This window comes from Palleronia aestuarii, from assembly GCF_003253995.1.
In the GTDB taxonomy this organism is placed as follows: domain Bacteria; phylum Pseudomonadota; class Alphaproteobacteria; order Rhodobacterales; family Rhodobacteraceae; genus Palleronia; species Palleronia aestuarii.
The window spans coordinates 22176-46667 of the sequence record NZ_QKZL01000005.1 but is presented as its reverse complement, the minus strand read 5'-3'; the positions used below and the strand labels follow the sequence as shown (position 1 = coordinate 46667).

At 66.0% G+C, this 24492-nt stretch carries 22 protein-coding genes and 1 pseudogene; 13 read left to right on the top strand and 10 right to left on the bottom strand.

Features of this window, described 5'->3' with window-relative positions; translation table 11 throughout:
• Positions 1-140: 140 nt before the first annotated feature.
• The 9 genes from xylA to LX81_RS07790 all read right to left on the bottom strand — a co-directional run bounded on the left by xylA (position 141) and on the right by LX81_RS07790 (position 10066).
• Positions 141-1442, bottom strand: coding sequence for a xylose isomerase (xylA, locus tag LX81_RS07830; protein WP_111536756.1), 1302 nt, complete (start codon positions 1440-1442; stop codon positions 141-143).
• A complete protein-coding gene (locus LX81_RS07825; RefSeq protein ID WP_111536755.1) occupies positions 1439-2110 on the bottom strand; it encodes a ThuA domain-containing protein in 672 nt (223 codons plus the stop codon). The genes xylA and LX81_RS07825 overlap by 4 nt, the downstream gene beginning before the upstream one ends.
• Positions 2107-3204, bottom strand: a complete 1098-nt coding sequence (locus LX81_RS07820) for a Gfo/Idh/MocA family protein (protein ID WP_234822528.1) — start codon at positions 3202-3204, stop codon at positions 2107-2109. The genes LX81_RS07825 and LX81_RS07820 overlap by 4 nt, the downstream gene beginning before the upstream one ends.
• Positions 3201-4211: an ABC transporter ATP-binding protein gene (locus LX81_RS07815; RefSeq protein WP_111536754.1), complete on the bottom strand. Its 1011-nt coding sequence runs from the start codon at positions 4209-4211 to the stop codon at positions 3201-3203. The genes LX81_RS07820 and LX81_RS07815 overlap by 4 nt, the downstream gene beginning before the upstream one ends.
• Entirely contained in the window at positions 4204-5841 is a 1638-nt protein-coding gene (locus LX81_RS07810; protein ID WP_111536753.1) for a glycoside hydrolase family 43 protein, read from the bottom strand. Before LX81_RS07810 ends, LX81_RS07815 begins: the two co-directional genes overlap by 8 nt.
• A 4-nt stretch (positions 5842-5845) precedes the next feature.
• Positions 5846-6676: a carbohydrate ABC transporter permease gene (locus LX81_RS07805; protein WP_111536752.1), complete on the bottom strand. Its 831-nt coding sequence runs from the start codon at positions 6674-6676 to the stop codon at positions 5846-5848.
• Positions 6673-7608: a carbohydrate ABC transporter permease gene (locus LX81_RS07800; protein ID WP_211322723.1), complete on the bottom strand. Its 936-nt coding sequence runs from the start codon at positions 7606-7608 to the stop codon at positions 6673-6675. Before LX81_RS07800 ends, LX81_RS07805 begins: the two co-directional genes overlap by 4 nt.
• Before the next feature lie 59 nt (positions 7609-7667).
• On the bottom strand, positions 7668-8927 hold the full coding sequence (locus tag LX81_RS07795; protein WP_211322722.1) for an ABC transporter substrate-binding protein: 1260 nt from the start codon (positions 8925-8927) through the stop codon (positions 7668-7670).
• 116 nt (positions 8928-9043) lie between these two features.
• Positions 9044-10066, bottom strand: a complete 1023-nt coding sequence (locus LX81_RS07790; protein ID WP_111536750.1) for a LacI family DNA-binding transcriptional regulator — start codon at positions 10064-10066, stop codon at positions 9044-9046.
• Positions 10067-10596: 530 nt separating this feature from the next.
• Here LX81_RS07790 and LX81_RS07780 point away from each other — a divergent pair.
• From LX81_RS07780 to LX81_RS22745, 10 genes and pseudogenes are all read left to right on the top strand, one after another.
• The gene (locus LX81_RS07780; protein ID WP_111536748.1) at positions 10597-11532 is read left to right on the top strand and encodes an acetamidase/formamidase family protein; all 936 of its coding nucleotides are present in this window, start codon (positions 10597-10599) and stop codon (positions 11530-11532) included.
• A 137-nt stretch (positions 11533-11669) separates the two neighbouring features.
• On the top strand, positions 11670-12674 hold the full coding sequence (locus LX81_RS07775) for an ABC transporter ATP-binding protein (RefSeq protein WP_234822527.1): 1005 nt from the start codon (positions 11670-11672) through the stop codon (positions 12672-12674).
• Positions 12674-13810 (top strand): ABC transporter ATP-binding protein, encoded by a 1137-nt coding sequence (locus tag LX81_RS07770; RefSeq protein ID WP_111536746.1) that lies wholly within the window; start codon positions 12674-12676, stop codon positions 13808-13810. Before LX81_RS07775 ends, LX81_RS07770 begins: the two co-directional genes overlap by 1 nt.
• A complete protein-coding gene (locus LX81_RS07765) occupies positions 13807-14010 on the top strand; it encodes a hypothetical protein (protein ID WP_111536745.1) in 204 nt (67 codons plus the stop codon). The genes LX81_RS07770 and LX81_RS07765 overlap by 4 nt, the downstream gene beginning before the upstream one ends.
• A gap of 56 nt (positions 14011-14066) precedes the next feature.
• Positions 14067-15584 (top strand): ABC transporter substrate-binding protein, encoded by a 1518-nt coding sequence (locus tag LX81_RS07760; protein WP_111536744.1) that lies wholly within the window; start codon positions 14067-14069, stop codon positions 15582-15584.
• A 60-nt stretch (positions 15585-15644) separates the two neighbouring features.
• Entirely contained in the window at positions 15645-16586 is a 942-nt protein-coding gene (locus LX81_RS07755; RefSeq protein WP_111536743.1) for an ABC transporter permease, read from the top strand.
• Positions 16587-16590: 4 nt separating this feature from the next.
• Positions 16591-17490 carry an ABC transporter permease gene (locus tag LX81_RS07750; RefSeq protein ID WP_211322721.1) on the top strand — a complete coding sequence of 300 codons (900 nt, stop codon included), beginning with the start codon at positions 16591-16593 and terminating at the stop codon, positions 17488-17490.
• Positions 17491-17502: 12 nt separating this feature from the next.
• Positions 17503-19293 carry a gamma-glutamyltransferase family protein gene (locus tag LX81_RS07745; protein ID WP_111536742.1) on the top strand — a complete coding sequence of 597 codons (1791 nt, stop codon included), beginning with the start codon at positions 17503-17505 and terminating at the stop codon, positions 19291-19293.
• Positions 19294-19295: 2 nt separating this feature from the next.
• Positions 19296-19514: pseudogene (locus tag LX81_RS22750) on the top strand (DUF1028 domain-containing protein); the annotation flags it as partial.
• Positions 19515-19603: 89 nt separating this feature from the next.
• Positions 19604-20059 carry a DUF1028 domain-containing protein gene (locus LX81_RS22745; protein WP_234822526.1) on the top strand — a complete coding sequence of 152 codons (456 nt, stop codon included), beginning with the start codon at positions 19604-19606 and terminating at the stop codon, positions 20057-20059.
• 235 nt (positions 20060-20294) lie between these two features.
• On the opposite strand, the gene LX81_RS07735 is transcribed toward LX81_RS22745, so the two are convergent.
• Positions 20295-21074, bottom strand: a complete 780-nt coding sequence (locus LX81_RS07735) for a DeoR/GlpR family DNA-binding transcription regulator (protein ID WP_111536975.1) — start codon at positions 21072-21074, stop codon at positions 20295-20297.
• Between the two features lie 332 nt (positions 21075-21406).
• Here LX81_RS07735 and LX81_RS07730 point away from each other — a divergent pair, with 332 nt between their 5' ends.
• From LX81_RS07730 to LX81_RS07720, 3 genes are read left to right on the top strand one after another with little or no spacing between them, the layout of a single operon-like run.
• Positions 21407-22492, top strand: coding sequence for an ABC transporter ATP-binding protein (locus LX81_RS07730; protein ID WP_111536741.1), 1086 nt, complete (start codon positions 21407-21409; stop codon positions 22490-22492).
• Positions 22492-23598 (top strand): ABC transporter ATP-binding protein, encoded by a 1107-nt coding sequence (locus LX81_RS07725; RefSeq protein WP_111536740.1) that lies wholly within the window; start codon positions 22492-22494, stop codon positions 23596-23598. Before LX81_RS07730 ends, LX81_RS07725 begins: the two co-directional genes overlap by 1 nt.
• Positions 23598-24470 carry a carbohydrate ABC transporter permease gene (locus LX81_RS07720; RefSeq protein WP_373280275.1) on the top strand — a complete coding sequence of 291 codons (873 nt, stop codon included), beginning with the start codon at positions 23598-23600 and terminating at the stop codon, positions 24468-24470. Before LX81_RS07725 ends, LX81_RS07720 begins: the two co-directional genes overlap by 1 nt.
• The last annotated feature ends 22 nt before the right edge of the window (positions 24471-24492 follow it).

Below are 24492 nucleotides of genomic sequence, written 5' to 3'. Positions count from 1 at the left end.
CTGCATCGTTTCGGCGGCGAGAGCGGCTTTCTCACGTCTAGCCGCCGACCGATGCCGGGGTGTCGTGCCTTCGCGTCGGCTGGCCAACTTTCCGGCATTACGGCAGATGGGCGGCCCCGTTCACCGGGGCCGCCTGTCCGTCAGACGTAGCGGCTGACGATGTTCTCGAGAATCTCCTGCCGGCCCGATTTCGGGGCCGGGCTGAGGCCGTCGGCTTCCGCGCGGTCGGCGATGCCCGAGAGAGTGGCGTCTTCCGCCATGATGGCACGGCCGAGTTCGTCCGACCAACCGGCATAGCGGTCGCGGCGGGGGGCTTCGAGGGCGTCGTCCTCGAACATCCGCGCCGCCGCCATGAGGCCGCGGGCGCAGATGTCCATGGCGCCGGCATGGGCGGCGATCAGATCCTCCGCATCGATGGATTGCCGCCGGAGCTTGGCGTCGAAATTGGTGCCGCCCGGCGCGAGGCCGCCGCCCTTGAGGATCTCGTAATAGGCCAGGGCGACTTCCGGCACGTTGTTGGGGAACTGGTCCGTGTCCCATCCCGACTGGTAATCGTTGCGGTTCATGTCGATGGAACCGAGGATGCCGAGGTCCCGGGCAAGTGCGATCTCATGCTCGAACGAATGCCCGGCGAGAATGGCGTGGCCCTGTTCGACGTTGACCTTCACCTCGTCCTCGAGCCCGTAGCGGCGCAGGAATCCATAGACGGTGGCGACGTCGTGGTCGTACTGGTGCTTGCTCGGCTCCTGGGGCTTGGGCTCCACGAGGATTTGGCCGGTGAAGCCGATCTTGTGCTTGTGCTCCACCACCATCGACAGGAACCGGCCGTAATGGTCGAGATCCTGCGCCATGTCGGTGTTGAGCAGCGACTCGTAGCCCTCGCGGCCTCCCCAGAGAACGTAATTCTCCCCTTTCAGGCGATGCGTCACTTCAAGGCAGGACCGCACGGTGGAGGCCGACCAGGCAAAGACTTCCGGGTCCGGGTTGGTGGCGCCGCCCGCCATGAAGCGCGGATGGGTGAAGAGGTTCGCCGTGCCCCAGAGAAGCCCCGTGCCCGTCTCGGACATCTTCGTCTCGAAGATGTCCGCGATCTCGTTCAGGCGTTTGTGGTTCTCGCGCAGGTCATTCGTCTCGGGGCGGACGTCATGATCGTGGAAGCAGAAGAAGGGCTGGCCGAGGATGCGGAACATCTCGAAGGCGGCATCGGCCTTTTGCCGGGCGTCCTCCATGCTGTCGCCGAACCAGGGACGGCCGAACGTACCCGCGCCGAAGGGGTCGGAGCCGTCCGCGGCGAAGCTGTGCCAGTAGGCGACCGCGAAGCGCAGGTGGTCCTTCAGGGGCTTGCCCATGACCACCTTGTCGGCGTCGTAGTGGCGAAAGGCGATGCCGGTGGCCTCGGGATCGTAGCGGACGGGGTCGAGTCCGGAAAAAAAGCTGCTCATTTGGTTCCTCTGTAGGTTTTCGACTTGGCCGCCCAGATCAGGCCGCGCCGCAGGATCTCGCGCATCTCGGGCCGTACCAGCTCCTCGGCCACATGGCCGAGACTGGAATAGAAGACGCGGCCCGCCCCGAAGGTTCGCGTCCAGACGACGGGCATGAGTGTTCCGGCGATCTCCGACGCGTGCTCGCCGGTGAAGGTGGTCGTGGCAAGCACCTCATTGCCGGGATCGACATGCATGAAATACTGCTCCGAACGGTAGTCGAAGCCGTGCATCCCCTCGGTGATCGGGTGGTCCGCCCGGACGATGTCCACGTGATAATCGATGATGTTTCCCGGATGCGCGACCCATTGGCCGCCGACCATGAACTGGTAGTCGGGTGAATCGCGGAAAGCATCCCCCATGCCGCCGTGAAAGCCGCCAAGTCCGGTGCCGGACGCGATGGCCTGCCGTAGCCGTTCGATCCCGTGGGTATCGCTCGGCACCTGCGTGACCATGGGGACGATCAGGTCGTAGGCGTTCAGGTCATCCGATACGAGAACATCGGTGCCTTCCGTGGACGTGACCGCCATGCCCTCGGACCTCAGCATATCGGCGACGATCGTGGAGGTGGCGCGGGGCTCGTGACCCTCCCATCCACCCCAGAAGATCAGGGCCTTCGTGGGGCTCATCTCATATCCTCCTCGGGCATCGGGGCAGGGCGGGTGCAGGTGCTGTCGATCCGTACCGCCCGCCCGGCCTCCGCGGCACGGTGGAGCGCGTCGATCACGTCGAGCACATGGAACGCGAGCGTGGCGCTGGCGCGATGGGGCCGATCCTCGTGGATGGCAGCGGCCATGTCGGCAAGCCCGATGCCACGCCAGTTGCCCTCTCCGTATGGGCGATCCCCGGCAGAAAGAACGGAGCCCCCGGAAAGCTCCACCTGGCCGTCGAAGCGATTGGGGTCGGGAAGGCGCATGGAGCCTTCGGTGCCGTAGATCTCGAGGGGAGAATGCCAGTGACCGTCCACGTCGAAGCTCATGGCGATCTGAACGAGCGCACCGTCGGCGAACCTAAGGATGCCGAGGAGGTGCGTGTCGACTTCCACGGGCACGCTCTGACCGGCGCGGTCGCCCTGGCCAATCGTGCGGATGTCGCGGGGGCGGGACGACAGCGCCGTGACCTCCGCGACCGGTCCCAGAAGCTGCACCAGGGCGGTGACATAGTAGGGGCCCATATCCATCAGCGGTCCGCCGCCGGGATCGGCATAGTAGAAGTCAGGATTGGGATGCCAGCGTTCGTGCCCGGCCACCATCATCGTCGCCGTTCCGCCGAGGGGCCGTCCGATAGCGCCTCCGTCGAAGGCCGCTCGCGCCGCCTGGTGACCGCCGCCGAGGAACGTGTCGGGGGCGCAGCCGATCCGCAATCCGCGCGTGGCAGCGAGATCGACCATTGCGCGGGCCGCCCCGAGATCCGCGGCCAGCGGCTTTTCCAGGTAGAGATGCTTGCCCGCCTCGAGCACCTGCCGCCCGACTTCCGCATGGGCGGCGGGGATCGTCAGGTTCACCACGATGTCGATGTCGTCCCGCGCGAGCAGGCCCGTGACCGAGAGCGCCGCGACCCCATGCGCCCGCGCCGCGGCCTCTGCCGCCTCGGGCCGCAGATCGGCCACGGCCTTGAGGGAAAGACCCCTGAATCGCGGCATGTTTTCCAGATAGATGCCGCTGATCGTGCCGCAGCCGACGATGCCGATGCCCATGCCCATGCCGATGCCCATGCCGCTCATGCCCGGGCGGTCTCCATACGTCGGTCGTCGGCATCGAAGTAATGCAGGCGGTCGGGATTGGGCGTCACCCGTAACCTCTCGCCGTCCCGGAGCCGCATATGCCCCGGTAGACGGACGGTCAGATCGCCGAGCTCGTCCACGCGGACATGGGCGATCGTGTCGGAGCCGAGCGTCTCGACCACCCGCGCGGTCGCCTCGTACCCTTGGCCCTCCGTCAGCTCCATGTCCTCGGGGCGAACGCCCACCGTCTCCGCCTCGGGATTGCCGAAGCGTTTGCCGGAAATGAGGTTCATCTTGGGCGACCCGATGAACCCAGCGACGAAGACCGAGGCCGGCCTGTCGTAGAGGTCCATGGGGCTGCCGATCTGTTCCACGCGGCCCTTGTTCATTACGACGATCTGATCGGCGAGCGTCATCGCCTCCACCTGGTCATGGGTCACGTAGATCATCGTGGAATCGATGGAATGATGCAGCTCCGCCAGTTCCACCCGCATCTGCGTGCGAAGCGCGGCGTCGAGGTTCGACAGGGGTTCGTCGAAGAGGAACACCTTGGGGTTCCGGACGATGGACCGCCCGATCGCCACCCTCTGGCGCTGTCCGCCGGAGAGCTCCGATGGCTTGCGATCGAGGTGATCCTCGAGCGCCAAAATGCGCGCCGCCTCGGCGACGCGGGCTTCGCGCTCCTCTTTCGAGACGCCGGTGATGCGCAGGCCGAAATCGATGTTCCGCGCCACCGACATGTGCGGGTAGAGGGCATAGGACTGGAACACCATCGAGATGCCGCGCTTCGACGGCTCCTTCGTGGTGACGTCCTCGCCGCCGATGCGGACGGTGCCCCGCGTCGGCCGCTCGAGCCCCGCGATCAGGCGCAGGAGGGTGGACTTGCCGCACCCCGAGGGCCCCACGAGAACCGTGAAGGACTTGTCGGGCACGTGGAGCGAGAGATCGGGAATGACCGTCAGCGAACCGAAGGCCTTGGCGACGTTCTCGAGACGGACCTCAGCCATGGTGCGCCTCGTAGGTGAAGGACAGGAAATCGGCGGGCCGGCCCCGCCCCGATGTATCGTGCGCGCACATGCCGACGAAGGCTCCGGTGAAATTGTTGCCGGGGCCGTTGCCCGCCTCGTCGGAAATGGCGGACTGGTCGAGCGTCACGCCGAGATCGGCCCATTCGCCGCCCTCCGTCGTATAGCGGAACGTGAGCGCCGCGCCGTCCACATCGAGGCCGAGCCGCAGAGGCCCGTCCGGCAGCGGGAGCGGCGTGACCGGATAATCGATCCGCGCGTCCGGCCAATCGGCGGCACAGGAATAGACCGTGAGGACGCGCCTTCCGTCCTCGTCCGCGGTGACCGCGAGGTAGTGGAACTTGTTGCGTCCGTACCAGGCGACGAGACCTGCGAAGTGCTGGTAATCGCCCGGCGCGACGTCGATCTCCGTCTCCGCCATGTAGCGCAGATGCTCCTGCCGCCGCGCCACAAGCGCGTGTTCGAAGGCCGAGCCGGGACTCTCTCGACCGAAAAGGCGCAGCGCGCCAGGGCGGTCGGTCAGGGAGAAGAGGCGCGCGGGTTCGGGCGTCCTCAGCCACTGGAACTCGGGCGGCAGCGCTTCGTCGAAGGTCCGGCGCGAGGGGGTTGGGTCGAAGGGATGCTCGGGCAGCTGCGGCCCCTCGATCTCCGCTGCCGGTGCGGGGCCGTCATGGGCGAGGCGGGGGAACTGCCCCTCCTCCCAGACGAGGCGCTGGATCGACGTCTCCCGCCCGAGCGGGGAGCGGCGCACGTCGTCGGAATGGATGCCCGCGCCGGTCCCCGCTTTCCGCGTGCCGTCGAGGGGCCGGGAGCAGAGATGCACCATGAAATGCTCTCCGGCTTCCGTCTCGACGATGTCCGCATGGCCGGCGCGCTGCAGCAGATGCCCCGGATCGGTGTCCTTCGAGGTCAGGACGTGTTTCGCCGGATCGATCTCGTACGGCCCGAAGAGGTCGCGGGAGCGGGCCATGGTCGCGGCATGGTCGTACCCCGTGCCGCCCTCCGCCGTCAGGAGGTAGTACCACCCGTCGCGGCGGTAGAGATGCGGCCCCTCCGTCAGCTTGTGGTCGGTGCCGCGATAGATGTTGCGGATCTCGCCCACGAGGCGCGTCTCGGCCACGGAATATTCCTGGATCACGATCCCGCCGAACCGCGCGCCGCCGGTGCGATTGTGGTTCCAGATCATGTTGAGGAGCCACTTGCGCCCATCCGCGTCGTGGAAGAGCGACGGATCGAACCCCGAGGAGTTGAGATAGACGGGATCGGACCAGGGCCCCTCGATGGCGGGCGCGGTGACCAGGTAGTTGTGACTGTCCTTCCACGCCCCGTCGCGCCGCTTGACGTCGGTGTAGATCAGCCAGAATTGCCCGTCGGCATGGCTGAGGCACGGGGCCCAGACGCCGCCCGAATCCGGGTTTCCCCGCATGTCGAGCTGCGCCGCACGATCCAGGGGGCGGGTGACGAGCCGCCAATGCTTGAGATCGCGCGAGTGATGGATCTGCACCCCCGGGAACCATTCGAAGGTGGAGGTCGCGATGTAGTAGTCGCCTCCGACCCGCACGATGGAAGGGTCGGGATTGAAGCCGGGCAGGATCGGGTTCTCGATCTTCATTTGGTCAGCCTTTCACGGCACCGCCCGTCAGGCCGGCGACGATGTATTTCTGGGCGGCAAGGAAGAAGACGATCGCGGGCAGGAGCGACAGCGTCACGAAGGCGAGTGTCTGGTTCCACTGGGTGACGTATTCGCCGCGGTACTGCATCATCCCGAGCGGCCAGGTGAACACCTCCCGCGAGTTCAGGACCACGAGAGGCAGGAGGAAGTTGTTCCAGCTCTGCACGAAGACGAACACGCCCACGGTGGCGAGGATCGGCGTCGACAGCGGCAGAGTGAACATCACGAAGAACCGGATATAGCCGCACCCGTCGATATAGGCGGCCTCGAAGAGCTCCTTCGGAAGCTGCTGGAAGAACGTGCGGAACAAGAGGATCGCGAGGCTGAGCCCGAACGCCGTCTGCGGCAGGATGACGGCCCAGTAGGTATCGAGAAGCCCGATGTCCCGAACCTTGATGAAAAGGGGCAGGATCGCCGTGGCGAAGGGGAACATGAGGCCGAGGAGCAGATAGGAGAACAGGAAGTCAGACCCGAAGAACCGTATCTGGGCGAAGACATAGGCCGCAGCGGAGCCCACGATCAGCGTCAGCGCGACCGCCGCCGACGAGATCAGGAGCGAGTTCCCCATGTAGCGCCAGAAGGACGGGTCGGTGACGATGGCGCGGTAGAATTCGAGGTTCCACGCGTCCGGGACGGAAAAGGCGGCGGTCCGGATCTCCGCGTTGGTCTTGAAGCCGCCCATCACCGTCGCCCAGAGCGGCGCCAGCACGAAGGCCGAGACGATCAGGAGAAACGAGATCCGCGCCACGTTGCGCCAGACACCGGGCCCGATCATGACGCCGCCTTCCGCATGAAGAGACGCTGGTAGAAGACCGCGACGAGCACCGCGACGATGAAGAGGACGACGCCCACGGCGCTGCCGAAGCCGATCCTGAGCCGCGTCAGTCCGAACTCGTAGAGATAGGTGACGATCGTATGGGTCTGGTTCGACGGGCCGCCATTCGTCAGCGGAATGATGATGTCGAAGACCTGCAGCGCACCGATGATGGCGAAGAAGGCGCTGACCGCGATGGCCGGGCGGATATAGGGGATCTGCACATGGCGCACGATCTGGGTGCGGCTCGCGCCCTCGATCCGTGCCGCCTCGATCTGGTCGTCGGGCACGCCCTGGAGCGCGGCGATATAGATCATCATGTGGAAGCCGAAATACTTCCAAACGATCACCACCATGATCGCGTAGAAGGCGAGATCCCGGTCGGCCAGGATAAAGAACTTGTCGATCCCGAGCGTCGTGGCGATGGAGGCGGTGACGCCGTAATTGCCGTCGAAGACGAAGCTCCAGATGAGGCCCGCCGCGACCTCGGCCATGATGTAGGGCACGAAGAAGATCAGCCGGAAGACCGCGTTCGTCGGCGTCTGCCTGTAGACGAGGAGCGCCAAGAGAAGCGCCAGCGGCATCTGCACCACAAGCGAGATCACGAGGATCTTCACGGTGTTGCCGACCGCGACGGAAAAGACCGAATGCCCGAACATCTGCTCGAAGTTCTGCAGCCCGACGAAGTCTTCCGGCGTGCCGTACCCGTTCCAGTCGTAGAAGGCATACCAGCCGGACTCGCCCAGGGGCAGGATCACGAACAGGGTGAAGAGGACGAGCGCCGGCGGCAGCAGGATCAGCGCGGCGGTCAGGCGGCCGTTCGATACCGCCTCGCGCAGGCGCTCGGCCGGCCCCGGCCGGCGATCCGGCGGTGGCATGGTGGACTCGGACATGGAACCTGCTTCCCGTCAGGACAGGGCGGTGCGGCCCGAAGGCCGCACGTCGTTCGAGATCAGCGGAAGTCCCAGGCTTCCTGGACCCGTGACGCGGCCTCTTCCGGCGTGGTCGCCTGTGCCACGAGGTCCGCGGAGACGTCGTTCACCGTCGCGCCGACCGAAGCGCCGAGGAACTGGTCGAGGAACACCTGATGATAGGTCGACTGGTTGATGTCCTGGGCCACCTGCTTGAAGAAGGGGTTGGTCAGCGCCTGATCCGCCCCTTCCACGATCGGGATGAAGATGCCGCGCTCGGCGATGGTCTCCTGGTTGTCCCGGTCCAGCAGAAAGGTCAGGAAATCCACGGCCTCGGGCGAGGCATCCGCGGTGACCGCCCACCCGTTGATCCCGCCGAGCGTCGCGCCGGCGCCACCTTCGGCAACCGGGTCGGCGATGACCGGGAACGGCATGATCGCGAGTTGATCGTCCGACAGGCCCTCGCCGTCGGTGGCTCGACCCCGCATCGGCAGGTAGTCCCAGTCGCCCATGAGATGGAACGCACCCATCCCGTCGGCGAACATGCCGGATGCGGTCTCGTAGGTGGTGCCCATCACGCCCGGCTGGAACGGATCGAGGTCGACGAGTTCCACCATGTCCTCGCCCGCGGCCACGAAGGCCTCGTTCTCGAAGCCATCGCCGTCGCCGCTCATCGCGGTGGTGATGATATCGGGGCCTCCCTCACGCAGGGCGAGGTAGCTCCAGTAGAAATGCACCGGCCACTTGTCCTGCGCGCCGGCGATGATCGGCGTCACCCCGGCATCCTTCAGCGTCTGCACGGCTGAGAGGAAATCGTCCCAGGTCTTGATCTGGGTGTGGTCCACCCCGGCCTCTTCGGTCAGGTCGGTGTTGACCCAGAAGATCACCTCGGTCGCGTAGAGCGGCAACCCGTAGAGCGAGTCGTCGACGGTATAGAGTTCCAGCGCCGCTTCGGGGAACGTCGAAAGCACGTCCTCCGGCACCGTGTCGCCGATCGGCTGCAGGAAGCCTGCCTCGGCCTGCTCGCGCAGGGTCTCGCCGCCCCAGGAATAGAAGATGTCGGGCCGCGCGTCCGATTGCAGGAGCGTCGGGAGGCGCGACTTGTAGGCCTCGTTGGCGATGTATTCGAAGACCACGTCCACGTCGGGATGCTCGGCCTCGTAGGCCGCCTCGACCTCCGCGTAGAACGCTTCCTCCTCGTCGCCCGGCTGGACCCGCAGGATATTCACCTCGGTCTGCTGCGCGTAGGCGCCCGTCGCCGCAAGGGCGATCGCGACCGCAGTCGTCGCACTCAATTTCATTGTTTCCCCTCCCATGAGCGGCGCACCGAACAGCCCCCCGCCATCTCTGACTATCGTACATCATTTCACGTCAAAGAAAAGGGGGCTCCGCAACCGGTGAGCGATCGTTTCAAGGCTTAGGGCAGATTGTCGCGGAGAAAGATCTCTATCCCGACGCGGTTCTCGTCCATGTCGAAGGAGCGTCCGTTTGCCAGCGCGAGCAACGTACGGATCGCAGACCGCGCCTCGCGTGCCGGATCCTGACGGATCACGGCATCTATCCTGTCATTCTGCAGCCAGCGGCGGGAATGTTCGGTCAGCTCGTGGACGACCACATGCGGCCGCGCGGGCGGATCCCCGATCGCGGCGATCAGCCCGCGATTGCCTGCCCCGAGGCTGTAGATGCCCGTGACGCGCCCGTAATCCGAGATCAGCTTCGACACCTGCGTTTCGACCATCGTGGCATCGTCGAATGCCTCGAGGATCGACAGCAGTTCGAGATGGGGAAAATCGGCGGCCATCACCTGCTGAAATCCGAGCCAGCGCTCCGCATGGTCCTGTACCACCATCGACCCCGCCACGACCGCGACCCGGCCCCGGCTCCGGCCGCAGAACCGCCCGAGGAGCCCGGCCGCGGTCCGTCCCGCCCAGATGTTGTCGATCCCGACGAAATGATCGCGCAGGTCCGACGGCAGGTCGGAGACAAGGGTGACGATCTTCGACCCTTTCGACGCGAGGCCCCGGACGACGTCGCGGACCGCCGGCGTGTCGACCGCCACGAATGCCACCCCATCGGGTTCTTCGGCCCCGACTCTTTTCAGGCATTCAACCAGCGCCGGTGCATCGAATGGGGGAACCTGAGTGAGGGTCACCGTTACATTGTCCGCGCGCAATCCGGCGGCGTAATTCCGCACCTCGGCCTCGAGCATCCGCATGAAACTGTTCGCCCCGCTCGGCAGGATGAATTCGAACCGAAAGGATCGCCGCCGGGAGAGGTTCGCCGCCGCGCTGTTGCGCAGGTATCCAAGATCGCGGATCGCCTCCTCGACCCTGGTGCGGGTCGCGTGCCGCACGGACAGGCGGCCGTTCAGGACCCGGTCCACGGTTGACAAGCTCACGCCTGCGACGCGGGCCACGTCGTGGATCGTCGGTCGGCTCATCCCATCTCCCCGGTCACAATCGGTACCACCACCATCGTTGCGCAGGACTCGCCCGACACCGGTCGTCGTCGGCCGTAGCGGGTCTGCGCGGCGACTTCTGGAACCACATGGGGCACATTGCCAGTCTGTTCTTCGCGACGAACGATCGGCAGATCGCGACCGGAGCGCTGATGAAACAGTCGGGGCTGGGGCAGACCGTGACGCTGGGACTTTCCACGCAAAGTTTTCCGCGGGGTCGCGAGGCGTTTCGTTTTTTCGGGATTGGTTATCCGTGGGATGCCACCCAGACGCCCTTAGCGGACGAGAAACCCCACGCCCGGAGGATGAGATGCCTGCGGTAAAAAGGTCATGGGACGGCATTCTGATCTGCGCGCCGAGCCGGAGAAGTCCCGCCCACGTGGCCTCCGTTATCGAAGCCCGCGACACGACTGGGTCGCGGAAGCGCTGCACGACGCGGAGAGCCGCCACTTGTTCCCGTCTGGCGGGCGTGGTCTGAAAGCGCATCCGCGCCCGTATGGAAGAGTACCAAGATGCCGCAACACCACCTTCCCGCCTCGCCGGAAACCTGTGCCTGGGGCTATTTCGATGCCGCGCGCGAGCCGGTCGTGACGATCGCGTCGGGCGATACGGTGATCGTGGATACCGTGTCCGGCCCGCCCGAGGCGCTCCCGGGCGACGGGTTCGAGGTGCCCCCTGAACTCCTCGATATCCATGCCCGCTCCGAACGCCCGCTGCCGGGCCATATCCTGACTGGCCCCGTGGCCGTCGAAGGGGCACGGCCCGGTTCGGTCCTCGAGATCGCGATCGAGGAGGTACGCCTGCGGCAGGATTGGGGCTACAATTCCATGCGCCCGCTTGCCGGGACGCTGCCCTATGACGTGCCCGAGGCCCGGATGGTGACGATCCCGCTCGACCGGGAGGCGGGGACCGGACGCATGCCGTGGGGCCTCGATCTGCCGCTCGCGCCGTTCTTCGGCGTCATGGGCGTCGCGCCGCCCGCGTCCTGGGGGATGATCTCGTCGATCCAGCCGCGCCACCACGGCGGTAATATCGACAACCGCGAACTCGTCGCGGGATCGACGCTCTATCTCCCGGTCTTCGTCGAGGGCGCGCTCTTTTCCTGCGGGGACGGCCATGGGGCGCAGGGCGACGGCGAGGTCTGCGTTACGGCGATCGAGACCGCCCTGCAGGGCCGGTTCCGCCTGACGGTCCGCGACGACCTCGACTTCGCGTCCCCGCAGGCCGAGACGCCGACGCACTGGATCACGATGGGAATAGACCCCGATCTCGACCGCTGTGCCGAGATGGCGCTGCGGGACATGATCGCGTTGATCGAGAGCCGAAGCGGGCTGAGCTGGGCGGACGCCTACATGCTTTGCAGCCTCGCGGGGCATCTGCGCGTCACGCAGACCGTCAACGGGTGCAAGGGCATCCACATGATGCTCGAGAAGGCGCTCCTCGACTGACGAATGCCGGGTGATCGGGCATCAAGGTCGATTGCCAGTCAGATGTCGTGGGATGACGCCGATGGCCCCAAGACCACGCGTTGACCCCATGGCGTTTACCTGTAGCATCGACCAATCAGCGAATGGCTGGAAAATTGGTGCATCAAGCCCCCGACACAGAACCGGCGCCGCTTCTTGATGTGCGCGAACTCACGCTCTCGTTCGGGAAGGACCGGACGAACCTGCTTCAGGGCGTGCGCTACTCAGTTGCGGCTGGCGAAACGCTCTGCATCGTGGGCGAATCCGGCTGCGGCAAGAGTGTCTCCTCGCTCGCCATCATGGGCCTTCTCCCGGCCGGTGTGGCGCGGATCGAGGCGGCTGATATCCGGTTTCAGGGCAAGCCGCACGATCTGGGCGACCAGGCGGTACTGCGGCGTCGGCGGGGCTCCGAGATCGCGATGATCTTTCAGGAGCCGATGACGTCGCTGAACCCGGCGTTCCGCGTCGGCGACCAGATCGCCGAGGCGGTGAAGGCCCATCGCGACGTCTCCGATGCCGACGCGCGGTCCCGTGCGGTCGAGATGCTGCGGCGCGTGGGCATCCCGGCGCCCGAGAGCCGGATGCGCGAATATCCCCATCAGCTGTCCGGCGGCATGCGGCAGCGCGTGATGATCGCCATGGCGCTCGCCAACGACCCCGCCCTCCTCATCGCCGACGAGCCCACCACTGCGCTCGACGTCACAATTCAGAGCCAGATCCTCGATCTCATCCGCGAATTGCAGTCGGAGACGGGAATGGGCACGATCATGATCACGCACGACCTCGGTGTCGTGGCCGAGATCGCCGACCGGGTGGCGGTGATGTATGCGGGCACCATCGTAGAGAGCGGCTCCGCGGCGCGGATCTTCGACGATCCGCAGCATCCCTATACGATCGGGCTCATGTCCTCCGTGCCGAAGCTCACCGGTCCGCGCGAGCGGCTCTCGACGGTTCCGGGCACCGTGCCGACGGCGGAGACGATGCCCCCCGGCTGCCGCTTCTCCACGCGCTGCCCCTTCGCGCAAGACATCTGCGCCGAGACGCCGCCCGAGCGCGATTTCGGCGATGGGCACCGCGTGCTGTGCCACTTCGCGCCGCTCGACGAGCATCTGGAACTCGCCTGATGAAGGACGCGATCCTCGTCGCCCGCAATCTCACGAGGCACTTCGCGGTCGGCGGATCGCTTTTCCGCAAGGCCGACACGCTCAGGGCGGTCGAGGACGTGTCGCTGTCGGTCCGGCGCGGGGAGACGCTTGCCATCGTGGGGGAATCGGGCTGCGGAAAGTCGACGCTGGCGCGGATGCTGATGCGCCTCATCGCGCCGACATCCGGCGAGATGGAGTTCGAGGGACGCCAGATCGACCGGGCCTCCGGGCGCGAGCTCACGGAATTGCGGCGCGACATGCAGTTCATCTTCCAGGATCCGTTCTCCTCGCTCAATCCGCGCGCCACGGTGGGCCGGCTCGTCGGCGAGCCGCTCGAGACCCACGCGCCGGAACTCTCCGCGGCCGAGCGGCGCGGTCGCGTGGCCGAGCTTCTACGCCAGGTGGGGCTGCGTCCTGAACACGCGGAACGCTATCCGCACGAATTCTCCGGCGGCCAGAGACAGCGGATCGGTATCGCGCGGGCGCTCGCCTCCGGCCCGAAACTGATCATCGGGGACGAACCGGTCTCCGCGCTCGACGTCTCCGTGCAGGCGCAGGTGATCAACCTTCTCGCCGACCTGCGCGACCGGTTGGGCCTGACGCTCGTGGTGATCGCGCACGATCTCGCGGTGATCCGGCACATGAGCGATCGGGTGGCCGTCATGTATCTCGGCCGAATCGTGGAGGAGGGGACGACCGACGAGATCTTCTCGCGACCGCGCCATCCCTACACGATGGCGCTCCTCTCCGCGATCCCGGTGGCCGAGCACGGCCTGACGCGACAGCAAATCCCGCTGACGGGAGAGATGCCGAGCCCGGTCGATCCACCGCCGGGATGCAGTTTCAACACCCGCTGCCCCTTCGCCCGCGACGCGTGCCGCGAAGAGATACCGGCCCTGCGGGAGACCGGGCTCGAGCCCGGCCACCGCGCGGCCTGCCATTTCTTCGAGGAGATCGCGGCCGAAGCAGCTTCCCCCATCCCGGAAAGCGGGCCCGGCCGAACACCCGGCGCCGAGGCGCGCTTCAGGCTTTACGCCAACGCGATCGCCGGCGTGGCGATCCGGACGAAACGGCCCGAACCGCGAACGCCCGAACGATCGAAGGAAGCGACATGACCTATGTGATGCAGTTGGCCGCCTTTCTCGACGTTGCGGACGAGATCAATCGCCTGCTGACAGCGCCACGCGGGGCGGCGGGCCCGGCCACTCGCGAGGAGAGCTACGACGCCTTTCAGGAAATCGCCGCAATCATCGGCGTCCGCGCCTATCGCGACGGACTCCTCCACCAGGAAATCGTCCGGGTGGGCGACGGGTAGACCGCAAGGACCAAGCGCCGCGCCAAGCGGCCATCTTCAATCGACAGGAGCCAGACATGACAGCCATCCGACTTTCCCTCGCAGCAGCGCTTCTGGGCGCCACGGCGCTCGGCGCCGGCGCGCAGGAGCTGCGTATCGGGCTCAACGAGGATCCCGACATCCTCGATCCCGACCAGTCCCGCACCTTCGTGGGCCGCATCGTCTATACCGCACTCTGCGACAAGCTCGTGGACATCACGCCCGAACTCGAACTCATCCCGCAACTCGCGACCGAATGGTCCTGGAACGACGACGCCACGCAGTTGACAATGCAACTCCGGGAGGGCGTGACCTTCCATGACGGCACCCCGTTCGATGCGGAGGCCGTCGCCGCGAATATCGACCGGTCGCAGAATCTCGAGGAAAGCCGGCGGAAGTCGGAACTCACGTCGATCACGAATGTCGAGGTGCTGGGCGATCACGAGATCCGGTTCGACCTCGACACGCCGGACGCGACGCTCCTCGCGCAACTCGCCGACCGCGCGGGCATGATGATCTCGCCCACGGCCGCCGAGGAAGCCGGGGCCGATTTCGGGCTGGAGCCGATCTGCTCGGGACCGTTCAGCTTCGTCGAACGCGTCGCGCAGGATCGCATCGTGCTGGAGGCCTTCCCGGAATACTGGAACGCCGAGGAGATCATGCTCGCGGGCGTTACCTACCTGCCCATTCCCGACACGACCGTTCGGCTCGCCAACCTGCAATCGGGCGATCTCGACATGATCGAGCGGCTTGCCGCGACCGACCTCGCGGCGGCAGAGGGGGATTCCAGCATCACGGTGGAGCGCGCGACCTCGCTCGGCTACGACGGCATGACCTTCAATGTCGGCAACGGCGATCGGGCCGACAATCCGTTCGGCGCCGACGGCAAGCTCCTTCGTCAGGCGCTGAGCGCCGCGATCGATCGCGCCGCCATCAGCCAGGTCGTCTTCAATGGCGTGACCACGCCCGGAAACCAGCAATATTCCCCCGAGAGCCCGTTCTACGCTGCGGATTACCCGGTGCCCGGACGCGATGTGGAGCGCGCTCGCGAATTGCTGGCGGAGGCCGGATACGAGGACGGCGTGGACCTGGAAGTGCAGGTGCCGAACGATCCGGTCAACCAGCAGGTGATGCAGGTCATCCAGTCGATGGCGGGCGAGGCGGGCATCCGCATCTCGCTGCAATCGAAGGAATTCGCCACGATGCTGGCGGATCAGACCGCGGGCGATTACACGGCCTCGCTCGTCGGCTGGTCGGGTCGTGTCGATCCCGACGGAAACATCCACCAGTTCATGACCACCAATGGCGGCATCAACGATTCCGGCTATTCGAACGAGGAGGTCGACCGACTGCTCAACGAGGCGCGGCAGACCAACGAAACGGAGGAGAGGAAAGCGCTCTATGCGGAGGCGCGCGGGATCCTGAACGAGGATCTTCCCATCGTCTATCTTTGGCACGACACTTGGCTCTGGGCGCTCAGCGACCGCGTGCAGGGCTTCGTGCCCTATCCCGACGGGATGATCCGCCTCGAAGGCGTCAGCCTCGCCGAAAACTGATCCGTTGCGCGGGGCCGGGGCCGCGGCCCGACCCCGCGCGGCATTCCCGTGGGGGCCCCCATGCTGTCGTTCATCCTGCGCCGCCTGCTGATCGCGATCCCGACGATCATCCTGATCTCGATCTTCGTCTTTTCCCTGCAGAAGTTCCTGCCGGGCGATCCCGTTCTCGCCATGGCCGGGGAGGAGCGTGATCCCGAAACCATCGCGTTTCTGCGCGAGAAGTACAATCTGAACGACCCGATCCCGGTCCAGTACCTAAGCTGGGTCGGCAACGCGCTGACCGGCGATCTCGGGATCTCGCTGCGGACCAATCAGCCGGTCCTGGAGCTCATCGGGCAGAAGCTCCCCGTCACGATCCAGCTCGCCACGATGTCGATGATCTTCGCGCTCCTGATCGGCATTCCGGCCGGGATCCTCTCGGCGATCCGCAAGGGAACGATCACCGATTACGTGGCGAATATCGTCGCCCTGTCAGGGCTTTCGATCCCGAACTTCTGGCTCGGCATCATGCTGATCCTCCTGGTGAGCGTGAAATGGCAGCTGCTGCCGGCCTCGGGCTACGTGCCGTTCGACCAAGATCCCCTGCGGTCGATCCAGGTGATGATCATGCCCGCCTTTGTGCTCGGCACCGCGCTCGCCGCGACGCTGATGCGCCATACCCGTTCGGCCATGCTGACCGTTCTCACCTCCGACTACGTCCGTACCGCACGGGCCAAGGGTCTGACGGAGCGGCGGGTGATCCTCCATCATGCCTTCCGCAACGCGCTCACGCCGATCGTCACGCTCTCAGCGCTCCTCTTCGGCGAACTCATCGCCGGTGCCGTCCTGACCGAGCAGATCTTCACGGTGCCGGGCTTCGGCAAGCTCGTCGTCGATGCGGTCTTCAATCGCGACTACGCGGTGGTGCAGGGCATCGTGCTCGTCACGGCGGTCGGGTTCATCGTCATGAACCTGCTCGCCGATATCGCCTATGTCCTCCTGAACCCGCGACTGAGGAGCTGACGCCATGCCCCAGGCCGCCGATCCCATGACCGTCGATGCCGAGAGCCTCAACGACCCGGTTCTCGACCGCAAGCCGGAGAACCGGGTGTGGAAGAAGTTCCGCGCGCACCGCTCGGCCATGTTCGGCGGAACGCTCGTCGCGTTCTTCGTCGCGGCGGCGATCCTCGCCCCGGTCCTGCCGATCCCCGATCCGACCGCGACGGACTGGGCCGCGGTGCGACAGGCACCCTCTTCCGTCCATCCGCTCGGTACGGACGAGATCGGACGCGACGTGCTTTCCCGCCTCGTCTGGGGTGCGCGCGCCTCGCTTCTCGCAGGGGTCGTCTCCGTCCTGATCGCCGTCGCGATCGGCGTCCCTCTCGGCATCGCGGCGGGGTATTTCCGCGGATGGATCGACGCGGTGATTTCGCGCTGCACCGAGGCGCTCCTGGCCGCGCCGTTCCTGATCCTCGCGATCGCGCTCGCGGCGTTCCTCGGGCCCTCGCTCACCAACGCGATGATCGCCATCGGCATCTCCGCGACCCCGCTCTTCGTGCGCCTGACCCGAGGGCAGGTCTTGTCCGTCGCGGCGGAGGATTACGTCGAGAGTGCCCGTGCGATCGGCCTGCCCACGCACAAGGTGCTCTTGCGTTACATCCTGCCCAACACGCTGCCGCCGATCCTGGTACAGGCCACGCTCACCATCGCGACGGCGATCATCGCCGAAGCCTCGCTCTCCTTCCTCGGGCTCGGCCAGCAGCCGCCTGCGCCCTCCTGGGGCTCGATGCTGAACACCGCCAAGAACTTCCTGAACCAGGCACCGTGGATGGCGCTCTGGCCCGGCATCGCGATCTTCCTCGTGGTCCTCGGCTTCAACCTCTTGGGCGACGGCCTGCGCGATGCCCTGGACCCCCGTGAACAGTAGATCCGAGGAAGCATGACCGATTTCACGACCCGACCCGATATCCGTGGAACGTTCGGCGTCGTCACCTCGACGCACTGGATCGCCTCGGCCGTGGGCATGTCGATCCTCGAGCGTGGCGGCAACGCTTTCGACGCCGCCGTCGCGACGGGACTGGTCCTGCAGGTCGTGGAGCCGCATCTGAACGGCCCGGCGGGCGAGCTGCCGGCGGTGTTCCACGACGCCTCCAGGGGAGACGGCGTCCTCGCGGCCCAAGGCCCCGCGCCCAAAGCCGCCACGATAGAGCATTACCGCGCGCAGGGCCTCACCCTGATCCCCGGATCGGGACATCTTTCCACGGTCGTTCCGGGCTCGTTCGACGGCTGGATGCTCCTTCTTCGCGATCACGGCACGATGAGTCTGCGCGACGTGGTCTCCCCTGTGATCTTTTACGCCCGCGACGGTCACCCGATGATGCCGCGCGTGGCCGATACGATCGCCGGACTGGCCGAGTACTTCGCCCGCGAATGGCCGTCCTCGGCCGCCACATGGACCCCCGGCGGGCAAGCCCCAGAGGCACATGCCCTCTTTTGCAATCCCGACCTCGCGCGGACCTACGAACGCCTCGTCGAGGCCGGTGAGGCCGCCGGCGCGGATCGCATCGTCCAGATCGACGCCGCCCGCACCGAATGGGCGGAGGGCTTCGTGGCCGAGGCGATCGCGGATTTCGTCGCGGAAGCCGAACTGCACGACGGCTCCGGAGGCCGCAATCGCGGCGTGCTGTCGCGCGGGGACATGGCCGCCTGGCGGGCGGAGATCGAGCCGCCGCTGACCTACCCGTATCATGGCTGGACCCTGTCCAAGACTGGCCCCTGGGGTCAGGGCCCTGTCTTGCTGCAATCCCTCGCGATCCTGAAGCATCTCGACCTCGCCGCGATGGACCCGACGGGGCCCGACTTCGTCCATACCGTCGTCGAGGCAATGAAGCTCTCCTATGCCGACCGGGAAGCCTATTACGGCGATCCGAAGTACAGCGACGTGCCGATGGATCACCTCCTGTCGGACACCTACAACGCGGAGCGGGCGGCGCTCATTGGACCCGAGGCCTCGCTCGAGCAGCGCCCCGGACGCGTGCCCGGGTTCGAGCATCTCGCCGATGCCTATATCGAACGCGCGGCGAGGGATTTCGGCGCCGGCCCCGTCGCCGCCCAGGAGCCGACCATGGCCCACCTGACCGACCGACGCGGCGATACGGTCCATCTCGACGTGATCGACAGGTGGGGCAATTGCATCGCCGCGACGCCATCGGGTGGCTGGCTGCAATCGAACGCGGTCGTTCCGGGCCTCGGTTTCCCGCTAAATGCCCGCGCCCAGATGTTCTGGCTCGAAGAGGGGTTGCCGACCTCGCTCGCGCCCGGCCGCCGCCCGCGCACGACGCTGACGCCGAGCCTCGCGCGGCACGAGGACGGCACCCGCCTCGTCTTCGGCACGCCCGGGGGCGACCAGCAGGACCAGTGGCAGCTGATCTGGTTTCTCCGCTTTGTCCATCACGGCTACGGCCTCCAGGCGGGGATCGATGCCCCGCTCTTTCACACGATGCATTTCCAGGGATCGTTCTTCCCCCGCGCCGCGGCGCCCGGAGAGATGATGATCGAGCCGAATGTCGGAGAGACCTGCATCGCGGATCTGCGCGAACGCGGCCACCGCGTGACCGTGGCCGAACCCTGGAGCATCGGGCGGCTGACGGCCGCGCTCCGCACCCCGGACGGGCGGCTCTGCGCGGCGGCCACGCCCCGCCTGATGCAAGCCTACGCCGTGGGACGCTGAGCATGACCTATTCACTCATCGCACGCGATCCGGCGACCGGCGAGATCGGGATCGCGGTCGCCTCCCGCTTCTTCGCCTGCGGCGCGCTCGTGCCCCATGTCGGGGCCCGATCCGCCGTCGCGACCCAGGCCTTCGTCAATCCGCTCTGGGGAACCGAGGGCCTTGCGCGGCTCGAAGCCGGGGAGGGCGCCGAGGCGGTATTGGCCGATGTCGTCTCCCGCGACGGGGGCCAGCAGATACGGCAGGCGCACATGCTCGACGCGAGCGGCGCCTTCGCGGCGCCTTCGCTGCGCATACGGGGTCGGATTGCGTGGCCTGGTGCGGTCATCGCACGGGGGAGGTCCACTCCGTCGCCGGCAACATGCTCACCGGCCCCGAGGTGGTGGAGGCGACGTTCCGCGCCTACGAGATGGCGCACGACCTCTCCCTGCCGGATCGCCTGCTCCGGGCGATGCAGGCAGGCGAGGCCGCGGGCGGTGATCGCCGCGGGCGGCAGGCGGCAGGCCTGAAGATCCACCGCGGCGAGGCCTATCCGATCCTCGATCTGCGCGTGGACGACCACACCAATCCGCTTGCCGAACTGGAACGCCTGCTCGCCGTTTCGCGCGAACGCTACGTCCATGTCGCGGCCGCCTTCGCGACGAGCGACAACTTCTCGGGCCTGACCGAGCGCACCGAGATCGACGCTGCGATCGCCGCGGGCGAGGCGCGCCGACGCGCGGACGGCGTCGCGAGCCGTTCACATGCGACGGACACCGAACTCTAGCACGCGTCGGCCGAACCGGTCCTGTCGCGGCTGCCCGGGTCCGCCCCACGGAGATCGAATGGATTGGATATCTCTGCCCGCCTCGATGAACCCCGGCACGCAGCGCGATTACGTCGCCTTCACGCGTTCCACTGCCAGATCGATTTCACCGATCTGGTTCCGCGGATTCTCGATGTCTTCGAGGCGATCTGAACGGCACGAAACTTTTTTTGTGGGCCCGCCGGGACGGCTGCAATCAGTCCGAAACCGGGTCCATCTTGGCAGAGAATAGCGCGACGCTCTCGTCCCTGCATCGCATGGCGAAGCGATCGGGCGGGCGGCGGTCCGTGAATACCGCGTGAAGATCGGAAATCGACGCCATTCGGACTGGGGCCTTGCGGCGGAATTTCGAGACATCCGCCACCAGGAAGACGCGGCGTCCGTGCTGCAGCAGGGCCCGGCTTACCCCGACCTCCTGCATGTCGAAATCCAGAAGATCGCCGTCTTCGTCGAGTGCCGAACATCCGATGACCGCGATGTCGAACTTGAAGCGCCGGATCGAGGTCGTGGTGACATCGCCGAGAAGCCCGCCGTCGGACCTCCGCAGCGCGCCGCCGGTCACGACGACTTCGCAATCGGGATTGTCGACGAGGATCTGCGCCACGTTCATGTTGTTCGTGACGACCAGCATGTTGCGATGCGACAACATGTGGCGCGCGACCGCCTCCGTCGTCGTGCCGATGTTCAGAAAGACCGAGCTCTCGTCGGGGATCGCCTTCGCGCAGATTGCGGCGATGGCGGCCTTCGCTTCCGCATTGATGTGGCGCCGCTCTTCGTAGCCGATGTTCGACGTTCCGGACGGCAATACCGCCCCGCCATGCACTCGTTCCAGCCGCCCCGCTTCCGCAAGGTCCGCGAGATCGCGTCGGATCGTTTGCGACGTGACCCCGAAATAGGCCGATAGCCCTTCCACGGTGACCTTTCCGTCACGTCGCACGATGTCGATGATCTCAGGGTGCCTGATCGTCTGCGACATCCCGTTCTCCCCCCGATGCACGGTCGGCATCGTTTTTCGTTTATGTCAAGTTTCTTTCGAATATCCGCGTTGAGGCAAGTGAGCGAGATAGCTTCACCTCCTACTAGAAAAATATCGCGCCTTTCCTAAGGGAAACCTCAATCGGTCTGGAAGCGAAGCGAAAGAAAACGAAAACTGTGCTTCCCAAGGTGATGCGAATCTCATACCGTTTGCGCGATATCGAGACGGGAGGCTCGAACGTGCTGCGGAGAGGTGGTGCCTTGCGAAAGGCGAAAACCTGACCGCGAGCGTGAGCTGCACGGCCCATTGCAGGTATCGGGAGGGGACATCGCATGACGCTGATGCTGGACAACGTATCGATGGTCGTGGGCGGGCGATCCCATATCTATCCGACGGACCTGACGCTCGAGAAGGGCACGATGAACGTCCTTTTGGGGCCGACGCTCGCGGGCAAGACGACCCTAATGCGCCTCATGGCGGGCCTCGACAAACCGAGCACGGGCCGGGTCATCTGGAACGGAGCGGACGTGACCGGCCAGCGTGTGCAGGACCGCAAGGTGTCGATGGTCTACCAGCAGTTCATCAACTACCCCTCGATGACGGTCTACGACAACATCGCCTCGCCGCTGCGGCTGATGGGCTTGAGCAGGGACGAGATCGACGCCCGGGTGCGGGAGGCGGCCGAGTTGATGCAGCTCATGCCGCAGATCGATCGCAAGCCGCTCGAATTGTCGGGCGGACAGCAACAGCGCTGCGCACTGGCCCGGGCGCTCGTCAAGAACGCGGGCCTCGTCCTGCTCGACGAGCCGCTGGCGAACCTCGACTACAAGCTGCGCGAGGAGTTGCGTGCCGAGATCCCGCGCATCTTCGAGCGGTCCGGCTCGATCTTCGTCTACGCCACGACCGAGCCGGAGGAGGCGCTGCTCCTGGGGGGCAATTGCGCGACGCTCTGGGAGGGCAGGGTGACGCAGTTCGGACCGACGCCGACGGTCTATCGAAGGCCCGCCGATGCCACGACGGCCCGGGTCTTCTCCGATCCGCCGATGAACTTCATCGAGGTCAGGAAGTCCGGCGGCCACTTCAGGTTCGGATCCGGCGAGGAGATCGACGCATCCCGGATCGGCGCGGACGTCGCCGACGGAACCTACACGGCCGGATTTCGGCCGAACCATCTGCGGCTCGATCCGATCGAGGGTGCGCTGAGCTTCGATGCGCGTGTCGGCGTGACGGAGATCACCGGGTCCGAAACCTTCGTGCATGTCGATCACGACGGGATGCGCTGGGTCGGACTTGTCCACGGGGTGCGCCATCTCGATCCCGGCCAGCCCGTGACGGTCTATCTGCGCCCGCGACACGTCTATCTTTTCAAAACCGACGGCGCCCTCGCGCAGCCCGCCGCCTATGCAGAGGCCGCGTGATGGCCAAGATCACCCTTGATACGCTCGCGCACAGCTACCTTGCCGATCCGAAATCCCCCGAGGATTTCGCGCTGCAGGAGCTCAATCACGACTGGGCCGACGGTGAGGCCTACGCCCTGCTCGGCCCCTCGGGCTGCGGGAAGTCCACGCTTCTGAACATCATCTCCGGGCTCCTGATCCCCAGCCACGGGCGGGTGCTCTTCGACGGCAAGGACGTGACGCACCTGCCGACGGCGGATCGCAACATCGCGCAGGTGTTCCAGTTTCCCGTGGTCTACGACACGATGACGGTGCGGGAGAACCTCGCCTTCCCGCTGAAGAACCGCAAGTTGCCGCAATCGGAGATCTCCGATCGCGTGGCGCGCGTCGCCAAATCCATTGCCATGGAGGACGTGCTCGACCGGCGCGCCGCGGGCCTGACGGCGGATGCCAAGCAGAAGATCAGTCTCGGGCGAGGCATGGTGCGCGACGACGTGAACGCGCTGCTGTTCGACGAGCCGCTCACGGTGATCGACCCGCATATGAAGTGGGAGCTTCGCACGCAGCTCAAGCAGCTCCATCACGATTTCGGCCATACGATGATCTACGTCACCCATGACCAGACCGAGGCGCTAACCTTCGCAGACAAGGTCGTGGTGATGTATGACGGCCGCGTGGTGCAGGTCGGCACGCCGGACGAGCTGTTCGAGCGGCCCGCGCATACGTTCGTCGGCTATTTCATCGGCTCGCCGGGCATGAACCTTTTCGACGCCAGGATCGAGGGTACCACGGCCGAGATCGCCGGCACGCGGGTCGATCTCGGGGCCGGGTATCGCACGAAGGGCGGCGCGACGAAGATCGGCGTGCGCCCGGAATACATCTGCCTCGGCGCCAGCGGCATCCCCGCGCGCGTCACGCGGGTCGAGGATGTGGGACGGCACAAGATCATTCGGCTCGACATGGACGGGCATCAGGTGGCGGCAATCGCCGGCGAGGGCGAAAGCGTCCCCGACGGCGGCACCCACGTGCAGTTCGCCGAGCGCGGCGTGAACGTCTACGAGAACGAGTGGCGCGTTCCGCCCGAGGGCGGCGACGGACCGCTTCACACCGCGAGAGAGGCTGCCTGATGAAGACGGACAATCAGAAGGCGTGGCTGCTCGTCCTGCCGGTGTTGGTGCTCGTGGCCTTCTCGGCGGTGGTTCCGCTGATGACGGTCGTCAACTACTCGGTGCAGGACACGTTCGGCAACAACCAGTTCTTCTGGGCCGGGCTTGCCTGGTTCGACGACATGCTCCATTCGGAGCGCATGTGGAACGCGCTCGGGCGGCAGATCGTGTTCTCCTCGATCATCCTCGCCATCGAGGTGCCACTGGGCATCTTCATCGCGCTCAACATGCCCAAGAAGGGCGCCTGGGCGTCGGTCTGTCTGGTGCTGATGTCGCTGCCGCTCCTCATTCCTTGGAACGTGGTCGGCACGATCTGGCAGATCTTCGGACGGGTCGATATCGGCCTTCTCGGCTATACGCTCGACGCCCTCGGGATCGATTACAACTACACCCAGGGCTTCTACGCTGCCTGGACCACGGTCATCATCATGGACGTATGGCACTGGACCTCGCTCGTCGCGCTCCTCGCCTATGCGGGCCTCAGATCGATCCCCGACGCCTACTATCAGGCGGCCAAGATCGACCAGGCGAGCCGCTGGGCCGTGTTCCGCTATATCGAGCTACCGAAGATGCGCGGCGTGCTGACCATCGCGATCCTCCTGCGCTTCATGGACAGCTTCAAAATCTATACCGAGCCGTTCGTACTCACCGGCGGCGGGCCGGGCAACGCCACGACGTTCCTGTCGATCGACCTCGTGCAGATGGCGCTGGGGCAATTCGACCTCGGCCCCGCGGCGGCGTTCAGCCTGATGTACTTCCTCGTCATCATGGTCATCAGCTACGTCTTCTACATCGTGATGACGAACCTCGACAAAGAGGAGCAGGGTCAGTGAGCGACAGAACCGCCGCCCCCGG